The 15,735-nt window shown below is 74.0% G+C and carries 17 protein-coding genes; 11 read left to right on the top strand and 6 right to left on the bottom strand.

Going from position 1 to position 15,735, the window contains the following annotated elements; genetic code table 11:
* Positions 1-117: 117 nt before the first annotated feature.
* The gene (locus IAG43_RS00460; RefSeq protein WP_246574674.1) at positions 118-762 is read right to left on the bottom strand and encodes a DNA alkylation repair protein; all 645 of its coding nucleotides are present in this window, start codon (positions 760-762) and stop codon (positions 118-120) included.
* 213 nt (positions 763-975) lie between these two features.
* Between IAG43_RS00460 and IAG43_RS00455 the strand changes: the two genes are divergently transcribed.
* The 3 genes from IAG43_RS00455 (at position 976) to IAG43_RS00445 (ending at position 3,811) form a co-directional block, all read left to right on the top strand.
* Positions 976-1,425 carry a hypothetical protein gene (locus tag IAG43_RS00455; RefSeq protein ID WP_187738748.1) on the top strand — a complete coding sequence of 150 codons (450 nt, stop codon included), beginning with the start codon at positions 976-978 and terminating at the stop codon, positions 1,423-1,425.
* Positions 1,426-2,375: 950 nt separating this feature from the next.
* The gene (locus IAG43_RS00450; protein WP_187738747.1) at positions 2,376-2,894 is read left to right on the top strand and encodes a lytic polysaccharide monooxygenase auxiliary activity family 9 protein; all 519 of its coding nucleotides are present in this window, start codon (positions 2,376-2,378) and stop codon (positions 2,892-2,894) included.
* Between the two features lie 182 nt (positions 2,895-3,076).
* On the top strand, positions 3,077-3,811 hold the full coding sequence (locus tag IAG43_RS00445) for a chitinase (protein ID WP_187738746.1): 735 nt from the start codon (positions 3,077-3,079) through the stop codon (positions 3,809-3,811).
* 195 nt (positions 3,812-4,006) lie between these two features.
* Here IAG43_RS00445 and IAG43_RS00440 read toward each other — a convergent pair whose 3' ends face one another.
* Positions 4,007-4,402: a winged helix-turn-helix transcriptional regulator gene (locus tag IAG43_RS00440; protein ID WP_246574001.1), complete on the bottom strand. Its 396-nt coding sequence runs from the start codon at positions 4,400-4,402 to the stop codon at positions 4,007-4,009.
* Positions 4,403-4,591: 189 nt separating this feature from the next.
* On the opposite strand from IAG43_RS00440, the gene IAG43_RS00435 reads away from it, so the two are divergent.
* From IAG43_RS00435 to IAG43_RS00425, 3 genes are all read left to right on the top strand, one after another.
* A complete protein-coding gene (locus IAG43_RS00435; RefSeq protein WP_187744226.1) occupies positions 4,592-5,542 on the top strand; it encodes an NADP-dependent oxidoreductase in 951 nt (316 codons plus the stop codon).
* A gap of 112 nt (positions 5,543-5,654) precedes the next feature.
* Positions 5,655-6,611: a hypothetical protein gene (locus IAG43_RS00430; protein WP_187738745.1), complete on the top strand. Its 957-nt coding sequence runs from the start codon at positions 5,655-5,657 to the stop codon at positions 6,609-6,611.
* Positions 6,612-6,738: 127 nt separating this feature from the next.
* A complete protein-coding gene (locus tag IAG43_RS00425) occupies positions 6,739-7,332 on the top strand; it encodes a TetR/AcrR family transcriptional regulator (protein WP_187738744.1) in 594 nt (197 codons plus the stop codon).
* A 9-nt stretch (positions 7,333-7,341) separates the two neighbouring features.
* Here IAG43_RS00425 and IAG43_RS00420 read toward each other — a convergent pair whose 3' ends face one another.
* Positions 7,342-8,367, bottom strand: coding sequence for an SMP-30/gluconolactonase/LRE family protein (locus IAG43_RS00420; protein WP_187738743.1), 1,026 nt, complete (start codon positions 8,365-8,367; stop codon positions 7,342-7,344).
* Between the two features lie 170 nt (positions 8,368-8,537).
* On the opposite strand from IAG43_RS00420, the gene IAG43_RS00415 reads away from it, so the two are divergent.
* The gene (locus IAG43_RS00415; protein WP_187738742.1) at positions 8,538-10,346 is read left to right on the top strand and encodes a flavin-containing monooxygenase; all 1,809 of its coding nucleotides are present in this window, start codon (positions 8,538-8,540) and stop codon (positions 10,344-10,346) included.
* 109 nt (positions 10,347-10,455) lie between these two features.
* On the opposite strand, the gene IAG43_RS00410 is transcribed toward IAG43_RS00415, so the two are convergent.
* A complete protein-coding gene (locus IAG43_RS00410; protein WP_187738741.1) occupies positions 10,456-11,217 on the bottom strand; it encodes an SDR family NAD(P)-dependent oxidoreductase in 762 nt (253 codons plus the stop codon).
* A gap of 119 nt (positions 11,218-11,336) precedes the next feature.
* On the opposite strand from IAG43_RS00410, the gene IAG43_RS00405 reads away from it, so the two are divergent.
* On the top strand, positions 11,337-11,960 hold the full coding sequence (locus IAG43_RS00405) for a TetR/AcrR family transcriptional regulator (RefSeq protein ID WP_187738740.1): 624 nt from the start codon (positions 11,337-11,339) through the stop codon (positions 11,958-11,960).
* Positions 11,961-12,334: 374 nt separating this feature from the next.
* Here IAG43_RS00405 and IAG43_RS00400 read toward each other — a convergent pair whose 3' ends face one another.
* Positions 12,335-13,066 carry a TioE family transcriptional regulator gene (locus IAG43_RS00400; protein WP_187738739.1) on the bottom strand — a complete coding sequence of 244 codons (732 nt, stop codon included), beginning with the start codon at positions 13,064-13,066 and terminating at the stop codon, positions 12,335-12,337.
* Between the two features lie 58 nt (positions 13,067-13,124).
* On the opposite strand from IAG43_RS00400, the gene IAG43_RS00395 reads away from it, so the two are divergent.
* A complete protein-coding gene (locus tag IAG43_RS00395) occupies positions 13,125-14,327 on the top strand; it encodes an erythromycin esterase family protein (RefSeq protein WP_187738738.1) in 1,203 nt (400 codons plus the stop codon).
* A 148-nt stretch (positions 14,328-14,475) separates the two neighbouring features.
* Here the strand turns inward: IAG43_RS00395 and IAG43_RS00390 are convergent, their stop codons facing one another.
* Positions 14,476-14,859, bottom strand: coding sequence for a VOC family protein (locus IAG43_RS00390; protein WP_187738737.1), 384 nt, complete (start codon positions 14,857-14,859; stop codon positions 14,476-14,478).
* Positions 14,860-15,020: 161 nt separating this feature from the next.
* Here IAG43_RS00390 and IAG43_RS00385 point away from each other — a divergent pair, with 161 nt between their 5' ends.
* Complete coding sequence (locus IAG43_RS00385) at positions 15,021-15,320, top strand: ArsR/SmtB family transcription factor (RefSeq protein WP_187738736.1); 300 nt, start codon at positions 15,021-15,023, stop codon at positions 15,318-15,320.
* The gene (locus IAG43_RS00380; protein WP_223006022.1) at positions 15,320-15,706 is read left to right on the top strand and encodes a VOC family protein; all 387 of its coding nucleotides are present in this window, start codon (positions 15,320-15,322) and stop codon (positions 15,704-15,706) included. Before IAG43_RS00385 ends, IAG43_RS00380 begins: the two co-directional genes overlap by 1 nt.
* The last annotated feature ends 29 nt before the right edge of the window (positions 15,707-15,735 follow it).

Raw genomic sequence — 15,735 nt, 5'->3', positions numbered from 1 at the left:
GGCCCCGAGCGGACCTCGGGACGGTGGCGGAGCGAGACGGTTGCGCACGGGGCATGGAACCGTGCCCCGTCCGGCCGGGGCACGGCGGGGCGAGCCCGCCGTCGTGTCCCGTCCTCGCTACGCGTCCTGTCTGCGGCGCACCATCTCGGTGATCCAGACAGGAGCGTACGGAGAGGTGCAGCCCGGGGGAGTGGGGTGGTCCTCCAGGACCTTCAGGCGCTCGCCGATGGCGAGCGCACGGTCCCGGTGCGGGGCGTGTTCGATGCCGATGGCGGCCAGGCAGTGGTTCATCGCCCACTGGAGCCGGTCGGGGGCGTCCTTCATCCGGGTCTCGACGATGTCGAGCAGGCCGCCGAGGTCGAGTCCGCCGGGCTTCTTGGCCACGCGGTCGGTCGTCAGGGCCCAGCCGGCGCTCGCCACCACCGGATCCGCGTCCTCGAACCACGCCGTCCGCAGCTCCTCGGCGTGCGGGCTCTTCTTCACGACGTAGGAGACCAGCCAGTCCTGCACCTTGGGCGTGCGCGCCGCGCGGAGCATCGCGTCGAGCTCGTCGCGGCCGAAGGCCTTCGGCCGGCAGATCAGCACCGCCAGCAGCCGCGCCGCGGAATCGCCCGTCTCCCACAGCTCGCCTGCCAGGTCGTGCCGCGTCTTCAACCGCTTGGCGAGCGCGCGCAGCGCGCCGAGGTTCACGGCGTGGTCGTCGCCGTGGCGCTCGTTCACCGCACGGGCCCTGGGGTCCGCCAGACCCGCCAGTTCGGCCATGACCGCGGCCGCCGTCGGCTCCGTCCCCGTCCCGTCCACCTCGGTCTCCTCCTGCTCGGGTGCGCCGGCCAGCCTACGTCGAGCCGGAGATCCTCCGCGCAGCCGACGCCGGCCGCCCCGCATGGCGGGCGCCCCACCGGGCAGCCGACACCCGAGGTGTGGTTCCTGACCAGGGCGGCCCCGACGGGCTGCCTCCGAGGAGAGGATGTCCGGATGGCCGACGAGCGGGCGGTGAACGGCGGCGAGCAGGCGCCGGGGTACCCGGGAGTGGTGGAGCCGCTCCTGGACACGGAGCTGCGGATGCTGGTCAGGCTGGTGGACCGGGACGACGAGAACCGTTCGCACTTCGGGGTGTCCCTGAACATCCCCGGCGGGGTGATCTACGGGCAGGTGATCAGCCGGGACGCCTACGCGCTGGAGTGGGAGGCCTCGCTGCGCGGCCTCCCCGGCGCGGGCGCGGAGTCGCTCGCCCGCATCCCGCGGGTGATCAACGAGGTCCTGGAGGAGCAGCGGGACGACCGGGACGACGATCCGCTCCCGCGGTGGGTGCACCTGCGCGACGCCACGTTCCTCACCGGCAGCACGGCACAGACGATGCGCTACGGACTGTGGCGCGGCAGGCTCGCGGACGTCGTCGGCTGGTCCCTGTCGATCCCGTCCTGACGAGGCCGGACGTACACGTCCTGTCGATCCCGTCCTGAGGAGGCCGGGCACATCACGTCCTGACGATCACGCCCTGACACTGCTCGGCGATCTCGCCCCGACGAGTCGGGGCGCCCCACCCTGCCGTCCTCGCACCCCGGCGTCCTGAACGCGCCCTCCCCGGCCTGCCGCCGGGACCGCGCACGAGCGGTCCCGGCCCCGCCCCCGTGTCAGGCGCGCAGCCGGCCGGTCTCCGCGCGCGGACGTGGTCCGCGTGCGGCCGCACCCGCGCCCGCGATGCCCTGCTCCGGCTCTCCCCGGAGCAGGGGCGGTGGAGACTGCGCTGCCTCCCGTGCGCGAGGCAGGCGCCCGCGCGTCCATCGGCCGCCGCGAGGCGATCAGCGCGTCCATGCCGCCGGCCGGTCCGGGCCGGCCGAGCACGGAGTAGCCGTGGAGGCAGGCGCCGGCCATGCTCCGGCCCGGACCGCCGCCGGCCAACTCCACGATCTCCCGAACCTGTTGCACGGCACCGGCGCCCCCGCCGGCCCGCGGCCCGCGGCGCGCAGCGCGGATCCGAGATCCGGCGGGGCCGCCGCCCGGCGGGCAACGGCTCCCGTGCCAGGCGTCAGTCGCGGCTGACGCGCTGACCTGCGCACACCGCACTCCGCCCGCGCCGACACGCCGTCGCAAGGGGGAGTGGCCGCCGCCCTCCCGGGTGCCCTGGGAACCGCGTCCTCCGTTCCGCCGAGGCCTTGACACGCCCACGACCACTTGTATGGTCTAGGCCAACAGAACTCGCCGCTCCGTTTGGGGAGTTGATCCCTTCGCAGGGGAGACACCCCTGTCCGGACGGCGAGCACGCGTCACCTTCCGCCTCATGGCCCCACCCACGAGCGGCCGGTCCGACGCACACGGCCACCCCCACACCGGCCGTGCGCGACCGGAACGGCCTGATGTGAAGGAGTTTCCCCATGCACGCCAGCAGGAAGACGGCTGCCCTCGTCGGCGCCGCCCTCGCCCCCGTCGTCGCCCTCGCCCTCCCCGCCGGGACGGCGAGCGCCCACGGCTACATCTCCGATCCGCCCAGCCGCCAGGCCCAGTGCGCCGCAGGCTCGGTGTCCTGCGGAGACATCACCTACGAACCCCAGAGCGTCGAAGGCCCCAAGGGGCTGACCAGCTGCAGCGGCGGCAACAGCAGGTTCTCCGAACTCGACGACGACAGCAGGGGCTGGACCGTCACCCCCGTCCCGAAGAACGCCACGTTCTCGTGGAAGCTCACCGCCCGGCACGCCACCAGCACATGGGAGTACTACGCCGGGGGGCAGCGGATCGCGCAGTTCGACGACGGGGGCGCCCAGCCGGGCGCGGTCGTGAACCACCAGGTCGACTTCGGCGGCCTGACCGGACAGCAGAAGGTCCTCGCCGTCTGGAACGTCGCCGACACCGACAACGCCTTCTACGCCTGCATCGACGTCCGCGTCGGCGGCTGACGGCCCCTGGGGCCGGTCCCGCACGGGGCCGGCCCGCCCGGCCGGGCGACCAGCCCGCCCGCCGCGGCGTACCCCACACGTCCGCGGCCCCGCACATCCCCACGCGCCCGCGCCCCCCACGGCGTCCCCACACGTCCGCGCGGCCGCAGCGAATCCCCCCACACACCACAGGAGTCGACATCATGCACCCCCGCATCCTCGGACTGCTCGCCGCCACCGGCGCGGCCGCGGCCCTGTGCACGCTGACGCTCGCCCCCAGCGCCTCCGCCCAGAAGGCCGGCGGCGAGACCTCGGCCGCCGCGTTCGTCGTCAGCGAGGCGCAGTTCGAGCAGATGTTCCCGAACCGGAACGCGTTCTACACCTACAGCGGTCTCACCGCCGCGCTCGACGCCTATCCCGGGTTCTCCAACACGGGCAGCGACACCGTGAAGAAGCAGGAGGCCGCGGCCTTCCTCGCCAACGTCAGCCACGAGACGGGCGGGCTCGTCCACATCGTCGAACAGAACCAGGCCAACTACCCGCACTACTGCGACACCACCCAGCCCTACGGCTGCCCCGCCGGCAACGACAAGTACTACGGGCGCGGACCGGTGCAGCTGAGCTGGAACTTCAACTACAAGGCCGCGGGCGACGCCCTCGGCATCGACCTGCTCAACAATCCCGACCTCGTGCAGAACGATCCGGCCGTCGCCTGGAAGACGGGCCTCTGGTACTGGAACACCCAGAGCGGACCGGGCACCATGACGCCGCACGACGCCATGGTCGACGGCGCCGGCTTCGGCGAGACCATCCGCGCCATCAACGGCAGCCTGGAGTGCAACGGGGGCAACCCCGGGCAGGTCCAGAGCCGGATCGAGAACTACCAGCGCTTCACCCAGCTCCTCGGCGTCGAGCCCGGGGGCAATCTGAGCTGCTGACAGGGGTGTTGAGAGCTCAGTGCGGCCCGTGCCGCCCGTCGCGCATCCGCGCGGCGGGCGGCACGGGCCGTCCCACGCGGTGACGCGAGGACGCCGTGTCCGGACGGAACGACCCGGCCGCGCCCCCTGCGCCCCGCGCCGGCTCCCGCCGCTCATGCCCCGCGGCCCGTCGTGCCCGGTCCGGCGCCGTCGGGATCAGACCGTGGCCGGGGACCGGTCGAGGTTCTCCTCGACCCACGCCCGCAGCGCGCCGAGCGGCACGGCGGCACCGTGCCCGAGCTCGGTGAGCTCGTACTCCACGTGCAGGGGCACCGCCGGATAGACCGTGCGGTCCACCAGCCCGGCGTCCTCCAGCCGGCGCAGCGTCTGCGTGAGGACCTTGGGGCTGACCCCCTTCAGCCGCCGCTGCACGGCGCCGAACCGCTGCGGCCCGCCCTCCAGGGCGCCGATCGCCAGCGCCGCCCACTTGTTGGCGAGCAGGTCGAGCATGGCGCGGCAGGGGCACTGCGCCTCGTACACGTCGTGCTGGTCGTGCGCGCCGTTCGTGCACCGGGTGGTCATGGGGACCGCACCCCCTTCGGGAATCGTCATACTTCCCAAAAGATAGCAGTGTCCCTTGCGGGTAACTACACCCCGGTGGCTAGCGTGCGGGAAGCGCGCCGGACAGAGGCCGCGCGACGGTGGGAAACCGTGAACGGCGGCGAGAACCGCCGAACGGCGGTGAGAACCGTGAACAGGGAAACACACGGAAAACAGGAGTCAGACGTGACCGGTCCCATGATGCGTGCCGTGGTGCAGGACCGCCTCGGCGGTCCCGAGGTGCTGCGCGTCGCCGAGGTCCCGCGGCCCCGGCCCCTCCCCACGGAGGTGCTGGTACGCGTCCACGCGGCGGGGGTCAACCCCGTCGACTGGAAGACGCGTGCCGGCGGCGGCATGGCGGGAGTCCTCGGCGACCCGCCGTTCGTCCTCGGCTGGGACGTGTCCGGTGTCGTGGAGGAGGTCGGCTTCGGCGTGACCACGCTCGCTCCCGGCGACGAGGTGTACGGCATGCCCTGGTTCCCCCGCGAGGCGGGCGGCTACGCGGAGTACGTCACCGCCCCCGCCCGGCAGTTCGCCCGCAAGCCCGCCTCGCTCACCCACGTCCAGGCGGCGGCGGTGCCGCTCGCCGCCCTCACCGCCTGGCAGATCCTCACCGACACGGCCGACGTCTCGCCCGGGCAGCGGGTCCTCGTCCACGCCGCCGCGGGCGGGGTCGGCCACTTCGCCGTGCAGTTCGCCCGGCACCTGGGCGCGGAGGTCGCCGGCACCGCCCGCACCGCACGGCACGCGTGGCTCGCCGGGCTCGGCGCGGCGCAGGTCGTCGACTGGACCGGGGAACGGTTCGAGGACGCCGTGAAGGACGCCGATCTCGTCGTCGACCTGATCGGCGACCACGACGACACGAGCCGCCGCTCGCTGCGGACCCTGAAGAAGGGCGGACTCCTCGTCGCCGTCCCCGCCGGAGTGAGCGCGGAACTCCACGAAGCCGCCGAGGAGGCGGGCGTGCGCACCAGCGCCTTCCTCGTCGAGCCGGACGGGCACGCCCTGTCCCGGATCGCCCGCCTGATCGACACGGAGGCGGTGGAGGTCGCCGTCGAGGACACCTTCCCGCTCGCCGAAGCCGCCGCGGCCCACGCCCGGGGCGAACAGGGCCGCACCCGGGGCAAGCTGGTGCTGGAGGTCACCGGCTGACCCCGCCTCGTCGCCGGGCCGCCGCGGCGGGCGGCGGTGCCGGCGGCCCGGTTGTTCCCAGCCGCCCGGTGAACCCAGGATCCTGTACGTACACCGGACACGAGGGAGAACCATGCTGGACGACCGCACGTCCCTGTGGCTGCTGATGGCGGGGAAGGAGGGGGACACGCGAACCGCCGACTGGGTCGCGCAGGGCTACTGCGCCGTCAGCTGGCGAGAGGTCGGTGAGATTCCCGCCGGGACATCCGTGGGCGAGATCGGTGCGGCGATCGGAACCGCCATGCCCGGTCTGGCCGCCGGCACGCGGGACAACTGGTCGCGGCAGCTCGATCGGTTCCTCAACCTGGTCGAACCCGGCCACTGGGTGGTCACCCCGGACCCGCAGGCGGGGAAGGTGCACATCGGCCGGGTCACCGGCCGTCCGACCTACACCTTCCCGGGTGACGACTTCCCGCGCCGACGGGCGACCGACTGGCTGATAGAGCTGGACCGCGATGCACTGCCCCGCTATGCGACCCAGACGGCTGCGACGATCCAGCCTCTGATCAAGTACCGGCCGGAGGTCGTCGACGTCATCACGACGTTCCTCCGAAGGCGGCGCTCCGCCGTTGCCGCGCTGCTCACCCGCCCGTACCGGCGCGCCGATGAGACGACTGAGCCGAAGGCGGCCGTGCCGTCCGCGCCTGATCCCGACCTGACCGCACGTGGCACGCAGTGGCACGCCCGCCTCCAGAATCAGCTGGCCGACGAGGCCGCGGCGCGCGGGACGACTCCGTACGCGCCGCCGCACGGGGGTCCGCTGTTCGACATCGCATGGACGACTCCGGACGGTGCGATCGTGATCGTCGAGGTCAAGTCGCTGCCGCCCGGCGCCGAGACCGGTCAGCTGCGCGCCGGAATCGCTCAACTCCTCGACTACGCGGATGCCTTCCACGAGGCGGGTCACGCGCCTCGGTGCGTGCTGTGGGTGGAACGTGCACCTGTCGAGGCCGAGCGGTGGACACGGATCTGCCGTCGCGCAGGCATCACCCTGGCGTGGCCGGGTGAGGCCGACCGCATCTTCGTCTGAGGGCCGGTCAGGGGCTCGGTCCGGTCGACCGCAGGACTGATGAGGGCCGACGGGGCGGGCGTCCGTTCGGCGACGGTGCACCGCCCGCCGCACCCCCGCCGCCGCGGCGGGCCGCTACCCTCTCCGGGTGACCGACCACCCCGTACGCGAGGAGCGGCGGCCCGCCAACGAGGGGCGGCGGGCCGCTCCGCGCAACCGGGCCGCTCTCATCGCCGCCGCCCGGGAGATCTACGCGGAGAGCGGCCTGGACGCCCCGCTGTCCGCCGTCGCCCGCCGCGCCGGCGTCGGGCAGGGGGTGCTCTACCGGCACTTCCCCGACCGCGCTGCCGTCGCCGCCGCGGTGCTGGAGGAGAACGTCCGGCAGATCGAGCAGGCCGCGGCCTCGGCCGGAGCCGATCTGCCGTGCGCGCTCGGTGTCCTGACGTGGCACCAGGCCGAGTCCGCCGCCTTCGTCGGCATGCTGCACGCCGTCGGCGCGTTCGGCGGCTCCGACGTCCCCCCGTACGCGGCGGCGCTGTCCGTGCGGGTCGAACGCGCGCTGCGGGCGCACCTGCCCGAGGGGCACCGGCTGGCCGCGGAGCCGGACGATCTCATGATCGCCGTCGCGATGGTCTCCGGCGCCGTCACCGGCCCCGGCCGCGAACGCCGCGCGCACCGGGCGCTGGCGGCGTGGCGGCTGCTCGGGGTCGAGGTCGGACCGGTGCGGCCCTTCGGCGTGTGAGCCCGGCGGTCAGCCGCCGTTGGACTGCCGGACGCCCCTGCCCGGCGCGTCGAACGCGTAGAGGAAGCCCCCGGACGGTCCGCTGACGGTCATGTACGCCCGGGTTCCCCCGGGCGTGATCGCCACGTTGGTGGCCGATTCGAGCCCCTCGGCCTCGCGGCCCCGCACCTCGACGGTCGCCAGGCGCTCGCCGTGCCGGTCGTAGACGAGGATCGCCGGCCGCCCGTGCAGCGCCTGGTACAGGTTGCCCTCCGCGTCGACGGCGATGGAGTCGGTCTGAGCGATCCCTCCGTCGACACGGACGGCCGTGTGCCGCGAGGCGACCGCGCCCTTCCGGTCGAGGAGCAGGTAGGAGACGCGGTTGGCGGTCAGTTCGCTGATCCACAGCCCGCGGTACCTCTCGTCGAACGAGATGCCGTTGGGCGCCGCGAGGCCGTCGGCCAGCACGGCGGCCTCCCGGCCCTCGCGGTCGATGCGCACCACGCGCCCGGTCGCGCGGCCCTCGCGCATCCCGCGCGAGTCGCTGACGTACAGGTTGCCCTCGCGGTCGAAGGCGAGGTCGTCGGGGTTCATCGGCGCCCCGTCGACCGGGCCGGAGAAGAACGTCCGCGGATCGCCGCCGTCCGGGGCCAGGCTCACGATGTCGCCGTGGGCGAAGTCGGTCAGGTACAGCCGCCCGTCGTGCGGGCTGAACTGCGCGGAGGTGTAGGCGCCCCGGTCGTCGGTGTGCACCGGGTGCGCGGTCTTCCTCCGCAGGTCGACACGGTGCACCTTCGGCTTGCCGGCGGGGGCCGTGACGTCGACCACGAGCAGGTCGCCGCGCTCGTCGAACACGGGACCCTCCAGCAGCGTCATACCGGTCTCCGGGTGCGCCGTCGTCAGCCGCATGACCTGCTGGGCGCGGACGGTCCGCTCTCCCGCGGGCTCCGCCGGCGTCACCGGCGTCGTGCGTTCCGTTCCGGTTCCGCACCCGGTGAGGGCCGTCAGGCAGATCGCCGACAGCACGGCGAGTGATCGGATCGGGAGTCGTTCCATGGGGCCGCCCCATCTGTCCGGAGGGTTGGGAAGGCGCGTACGCCTCAACCGGACAGTGTTGTCCGGTTGTTGCTACGGTAGTGCACGTCCCTTCAACTCCCGTGTCCGCGTGCACATCTGACGGTTAATGAGCACAGCGGAACGCATCGGAAGGATCGAGGTCCCCCCACATGACGAACGCCGACGCACCTGCCGGCGAGGCCCTCCTCGAACTGCGCCGCCGCTACCGCCGCGAACGCGAGCGGCGCGTGCGGCCCGACGGTCCGCGCCAGTACCTCCCCGCCGACTCCGGTTCCGGCGCCTTCGCGGCGGACCCCTGGGCACCAGGACCCGACCGGCGCGAGCCGGTGCGCGACACGGTGGACGTCGCCGTCGTCGGCGGCGGCTTCGGCGGAATCCTCGCGGGGGCGCGGCTGCGTCAGCGGGGCGTACGGCGCATCCGGGTCGTCGAGAAGGGCGGCGACTTCGGGGGCACCTGGTACTGGAACCGCTACCCGGGCATCCGCTGCGACATCGAGTCGCACGTCTACCTGCCGATGCTCGACGAGACCGGATACGTCCCGGAGTGGAAGTACGCCCCCGGCGACGAGATCCGGCGTCACGCGGTGCGCGTCGCGGAGGCGTTCGGGCTCCGCGACGAGGCCCTGTTCTCCACCTCGGTCACCTCCCTGGAGTGGGACGACGCGGCCGAGGAGTGGATCGTCGCCACCGACCGGGGGGACGTGTTCCGGGCCGCGTACGTCGTCACGGCCACCGGCACCCTGTCCGAGCCCAAGCTCCCCGGCATACCCGGCATCGAGGACTTCGGGGGCAGCGTCTTCCACACCTCCCGCTGGGACTACGCCGCCACCGGCGGCACCCCGGACGGAGGGCTGACCGGGCTGGCGGGCAAGCGGGTGGGCGTCGTCGGCACCGGAGCCACCGGCGTACAGGTCGTCCCCGAACTGGCCGAGGACGCCGGACACCTCTACGTCTTCCAGCGCACCCCCTCCAGCGTGGACGTGCGGGCCAACCGCCGGACGGCCGCGGAGCACGTCGGTGCCGGCCGTGACGGCTGGGCGGGCGAGCGGCGGGACAACTTCCTGCGCATCGTCTCCGGCGAGGGCGCCGGCGAGGACCTGGTGGCCGACGGCTGGACCGCCTCGGCCGCCCTCCTGGAGAAACTGCTGCCGAGCTTTCGCAGGTCCGGTGATCGGGAGTCCTTCGAAGCGGCCTACGAAGCCGCGGACGCCGCCAAGATGGACGAGATCAGGGCCCGCGTCGACGAGACCGTCGCCGACCCGGACACGGCGGAGCGGCTCAAGCCCTGGTACCGGTACGCCTGCAAACGTCCCACCTTCTCCGACGTCTACCTCCAGACGTTCAACCGGGACAACGTCACACTGGTCGACACCGCCGACACCCACGGCATCGAGCGGATGACCCGCGCGGGCGTCGTGGCCGGCGGCACGGAGTACCCGCTGGACTGCCTCGTCCTCGCCACGGGCTTCTCGGTCGGCGCCTCCGGCATCCACTCCGGCAGGCTCCCCGTCCGCGGGCGGGGCGGCGCCGGACTCCAGGACCTCTGGCGGGCACAGGGGCCGCGGACGCTGCACGGATGCACCGGCAACGGCTTCCCCAACCTGATCCACCTCGGCGGCGCGCAGTCGGCGAGCAGCGTCAACTTCACCCATGTGCTCGACGAGCAGGCCGTGCACGCGGCGGCGCTCGTGGCCGCCGCGGAGGCCGCGGGAGCCGTCGTCGAGCCCTCCCGCGAGTCCGAGGACGCCTGGATCGCGCTCCTCGCGGCGGACGCCCCCGACCACGAGTGGTTCCACGCCGAGTGCACCCCCGGCTACTACAACGCCGAGGGGCGCGGCCGGCCCAACGGCCCGATGTCCTACCCCCACGGCGCGGTCGCCTTCCACGAACTCCTGAGGCGCTGGCGGGAGGAGTCCCTCGGCGAGGCCCTCACGCCCCGCAGGTCCCCCCGCGCGTGACGGCGGACGCCTGCCCGGACGCCCCACAGCGCGTCCGGGCAGGCGTCCGGGCCGCGCGCGCCCGGCCGGTGTGACCGCCGGCCGGGGAACCGGGCGACTCCGCGCGGTCTCACACGGCCGACCATCCGTCGTCGACGGGCAGGATCGCGCCGTTGACGTTGCTCGCGGCGTCCGAGGCGAGGAAGAGGATGGCGGCGGCCTGCTCCTCGGGCTGCGAGACCCGCCCCAGGTTCACGAAGTGCGGACCGAGCACCGCCGGGCCGTGGGCGGCCGGGTCCGCCTGGACGGCGATGCCCGTGGCCGTGCCGCCGGGGCATACGGCGTTCGCGCGGATGCCGCGGCCCCGGTACATGACCGCGAGGGACTTCGTCAGGCCGACCACCCCGTGCTTCGACGCCGTGTAGGCGGCCCCCGCCGCACTGCCCCGCAGGGCGGCCTCCGACGCCGTGTTCACCACGGCGCCGCGGCCCGCGGCCAGCATGTGGGGGAGGACGGCACGGGTGAGCAGGAAGGGAGCGGTCAGGTTGACCCGGATCACCCGCTCCCACTCGGCGTCGCTCACATCGGCCGCCGCCGACATGCTGTCCATGATCCCCGCGTTGTTGACGAGCACGTCCACGCCGCCGAACCGCTCGACCGCCGTGGACGTCACGCGGTCCACCACCGCCTGCTCGCTCAGATCGCCCGCGACGGCCACCGCGACACCGCCCGCAGCCTCGATCTCCCCGGCGACCGCGGTGGCGCCGGCCGCGTTCAGGTCCGCCACGACGACACGGTCTCCCTGCGCCGCGAAGGCCAGGGCGGCTGCCCGGCCGATGCCGGACCCCGCTCCGGTGACGATCACGCTTCTTCCGGTGCGGTCCTCCGCCATGGCTGTTCCCTTCGTCGCATCGCTGTCCCGGTGACAGCACCACGACTTTATGTCTCTCAGTGACATAAAGTCGTGGTGGACAATACACCGGTCACGCAGCACCGGCGCCGGAGGGGACGATGACCACAGCACGCGGACGGACGGGGCGACCCCCGCTGAGCGAGGAGCGCAAGGCCGCCGTCCGCCTGGAGATCGCCCGCGCCGCCGTCGGCCTGTTCATCGCGCAGGGGGTGGCGGCCACCACCGGGGAGCAGATCGGGCAGGCGGTCGGCGTCTCGTCGCGCACCGTCTGGCGCTACTTCCCGACCAAGGAGTCCTGCGTCCGGCCGCTGCTCTCGACGGGCATCGAGGCGATCGCCGCGGCGCTGCGGCAGTGGCCCCCGGGGCGGCCGCTCGACGAGGCCTTCGACGGAATGTGGACGGCGGACGCCGGCCTGGCCGGCCCCGACGTCGGGGCCCTGGTGCGGCTCACCCGCACGGAACCGGGACTGCGGGCGGTCTGGCTCCAGACCCACGACGAGGCGGAACCCGCCTTCGCCCGGGCCCTCGCCGAGCGCGGCCGGCTGCCCGCCGACGACGTGCGTCCCGCGATCTGGGCGGCCATGCTCAACGCCGCCCTGCGCGCGGCGGTCGAACACCACGCCCACCACGTCGACCCCGGCAGCGACGCGGCGCGCGCCCGCGCCGATCTCACGGCCGCGCTGCGCACCGCGCTCGCGGCCGCCGCGGCGGGCATCGCCTGACCGTGCCGCGTCGTCCCGCCGGCGGGCCCGTGGCAGGGCGGCGCCGGCCGGATCGCACCGCCGCGCCGGCCTCCGCGCCCCCTCGCGTCCGCCGCCCGCCGAGGGGTCCTCTATCTGCCGTGGTCCCCGGCCGCGCGGGGCCCGGGTGGTCCGCCGGCCGGGGGCTCCGGCGAGCCGGGCCCGCTCCCGGGTGCCGGCCGTACCGGGGCCGGCTGCGCCTCCGGGGGACCGTGCGTTCGTCCGTCCGCGGGTATCAGCCGTACAGGCCCATGGACGCCTCCGGTCCGGTGGACCCGGTGAGCTTCGTCCGCCGGACGGGCCGGGGCCGGCGCAAGGCCGCCGAGGACACCTCCGGCCCCGCCCGTGCCCGGGCGTCAGTCGCGCATCCCCAGGTACGCCTCCAACGCGGCGGCCCCGGCGAGCATCGCCCGCCCGCGGGCCGACAGCCGCCCGTGCCAGTCGCGCAGGGCGGCCTCCAGCGGTTCGAGGCCGCCCGCCGCACGCACCTGCGCGAGCAGCGTGGCGATCTGCTCCAGCGGCCGGCCGCCGCGCCTCAACTGGTGCGCCAGCCGGGCGTCCCGCACATCCGCCTCCGTGAAGACGCGGTACCCGGTCCGCGGGTCGCGCCTCGGCCGCACCAGCCCGGCACGCTCCCACTTGCGCAGCGTCGCCGGACGGATGCCCAGCTGCCGGGCCAGCGGCCCGATGAACAGGCCGCCGGGGAACGGCGCTTCGCCGGCCGCGGCCCCCGCGCCCGCCCCCAGCTCCGCGAGCGCGTCCTCCACGGCCCGCAGCGTGCGCCGGTCGTCGACGAGCTGGACATGGGTCTCGTCGACGAGCCGCAGCGCCTCGTCGAGGGCGCCCGCGTTCACCGCCCGCATGATGGACGCGGCCCGCTGGTGCCCGTGCCCCGGCAGCAGGGCGAGGAACGCGCGCAGGGCGCCCGCGTGCAGGGGCGCGTACACCCGGTAGCCGCTCGGCGTGCGCGCGGCAGGCGGCAGGATTCCGGCCTCCTCGTAGTTCCTCACCGCCTGGGTGGACAGCCCGTGCCGACTGGCCAGATCCACCGGCCGCAGCCGATCCCCCGTTTGAAGGTTTTTCCCCATACAGCCGTCACCACCGCTGAAAAGTCTCCACCGAAGGTTCAACGATAGCGTTGACGCCATGGCTACGGACATCAAGAAGACCGCCCACGCCCTCGACGCCGCCTCCGTCATCGGGCTGCTCCCGGACCGCCCCCGCGTCCTGGCCCTGGGGGAGCCCACGCACGGCGAGGAGGCCCTGCTCGACGTCCGCAACGAGCTCTTCTTCCGGCTCGTCGACGAGGCGGGCTACCGCACGGTCGCGATGGAGAGCGACTGCATGAAGGGCCTCCTCGTCGACGACTGGGTCACCCACGGCACCGGCACCCTCGACGAGGCCATGGAGCGCGGGTTCAGCCACGGCTGGGGAGCCTCACGGGCCAACCGCGAACTGGTGCGCTGGATGCGGGCGTACAACGACGGCCGGCCCCTGCCCGGCCGGGTCCGCTTCGCCGGGATCGACGGCCCGCTGGAGATGGCCGGCGCCGACAGCCCCCGGCAGGCCCTCACCGCCCTCCACGCCGCACTCGCCGCCCACCTGGACCCGGACCTGCTGCCGTGCACCGCAGCAACACTGGACCGCCTCATCGGCGACGACGCGCGGTGGACCGCCCCCGACCTGGGGTCGGAACCGTCCCTGTCCGTCGGCCGCACGGCAGAGGCCGACCGGCTGCGGCTGCTCGCCCACGACCTCGCCGCGCTGCTCGACACCGAGGCGCCCCACCTGGTCTCGGCAGCCCGGCCCGAGGAGCTGGACAGGGTTCGCCTGTACGCGCGCACCGCCACCGGACTCCTGCGCTACCACGCGGCCATGGCCGACCCCTCCCCGCTGCGCCTGGCCCGGCTGTGTGCCGTGCGGGACGACATGATGGCCCGCGGCCTCCTGGCCGCCGCCGATCGCGGACCGGTCCTCGTGCACGCCCACAACTCCCATCTCCAGCGCGACAAGAGCTCGATGACCATGGGCGGCGCGCCGCTGGAATGGTGGAGCGCCGGCGCCCTGGTGAGTGAGCGCCTCGGCGGGGAGTACGCCTTCCTCGCCACGGCCCTCGGCACCCTCCGGCACCAGGGGGTGGACGTGCCGCCGCCCGGCACCGTCGAAGGACTCCTCTACGCGCTGCCCGGCGACCGCTGTCTCGTGGACCCCGCCGCCCTGTCCGGCGCCCTCGGCCCCGGGCTGCCGGCTCCCCGGACATCCCCGTGGTTCGGCTACGCCACGCTCGACCCGGCCCATCTCCCCGCGATCGACGGCGTCGTGTTCGTCAGGGACGTCCCGGCGGGGTGAATCCCCGCCCGCCGCCGAAGCCGTGCCCTGCGGACGCCGGGGGAGCGGACCGGCCGGCCCGGGGTGCCGAGCCGCGCCTCCCGGCCCGGGAGGCGGCGCACCTCCCGCCCGGCGGACGCGGATCGCCGGCCGGACGGCCGGCGGACCGTCAGGCGGGCTCCACCCGTGCACGCAGCAGGCAGAACTCGTTGCCCTCCGGGTCCGCCAGGACGTGCCAGCTCTCCGTGCCGCTCTGGCCCACGTCGACGGGCACCGCGCCCAGAGCGAGCAGCCTGGCCAGTTCGGCCTCCTGGTCGCGGTCGGTGGCGCTGACGTCGAAGTGCAGGGGGAGCTTGCCCCGGCGCGGGTCGCGCCCCGCGTTCAGCACGACGGTCGGCAGCACCCCGCCGTCCGCGGCGCCCGGCGGGCCGATCTGGATGCTGCCGTCGTCCTCCCGGTCCAGCTCGGCATAGCCCAGCACCTCGCACCAGAAGGCGGCGAGCAGGCCGGGGTCCTCCGCGTCGATCACGAGTTCGCTGATGCGGCAAGCCATGCGCCGATGATAGGTGCGCCGCCGCACGGTGCACCCCGTCCGCACGGGGCCCGCCGGGACCGTGGGGGCCCGCCGGTTACCCGCGCGTGCCGTGCCCCGTGCCGCTCCGGACTCCGGTGCCGCGATTGACAGGCAAGTGGCCACTTGCCTATAACGGAGACGTGGCAGCCGATCCGGACCTGTACAGAGCCCTCGGTGACGCGACGCGGCGCATCATCCTCGACGAACTGGCCGACAGTGACGGCCAGACGCTGTTCGAGATCTGCGGCCGGCTTTCGATGAAGCACGGACTGGCCTCCTCGCGGCAGGCCATCTCGCAGCATCTCGCCGTGCTCGAACAGGCGGGTCTTGTGCGCACGCGCCGCCAAGGGCGGTACAAATTCCACCATATCGACACCAGTCCGCTGCGCTCGATCGTCGAGCGGTGGCCCATCGAGCAACCAGAGGAACCGAGTCCATGATCCGTATCAACATCACCAGCGTGCTCGTCGACGACCAGGCGAAGGCGCTCGCCTTCTACACGGAGAAGCTGGGCTTCATCAAGAAGACCGACGTCCCGGCGGGCGCCGCCCGTTGGCTCACCGTCGTGTCCCCCGCCGACCCGGAGGGCGTCGAACTCCTCCTGGAGCCCGACGGGCACCCGGCCGCGGGCCCGTTCAAGAGCGCCCTGGCCGCCGACGGCATCCCGTTCACGCAGTTCGCCGTCGACGACGTGCACGCCGAGGTCGAGCGGCTCAAGGGCCTGGGTGTCGAGTTCACCCAGGAGGCCACCGACCTGGGGCCGGTGGTCACGGCGGTCCTCGACGACACCTGCGGCAACCTCATCCAGATCGCCGCCATGAAGTAGCGGCACAAGGGAGGCGCACAAAGCGGCGG

It is taken from the genome of Streptomyces genisteinicus (genome assembly GCF_014489615.1).
In the GTDB taxonomy this organism is placed as follows: domain Bacteria; phylum Actinomycetota; class Actinomycetes; order Streptomycetales; family Streptomycetaceae; genus Streptomyces; species Streptomyces genisteinicus.
Note: the sequence above shows the minus strand (reverse complement) of the source record. Positions and strands in the feature narration are given on the sequence as shown.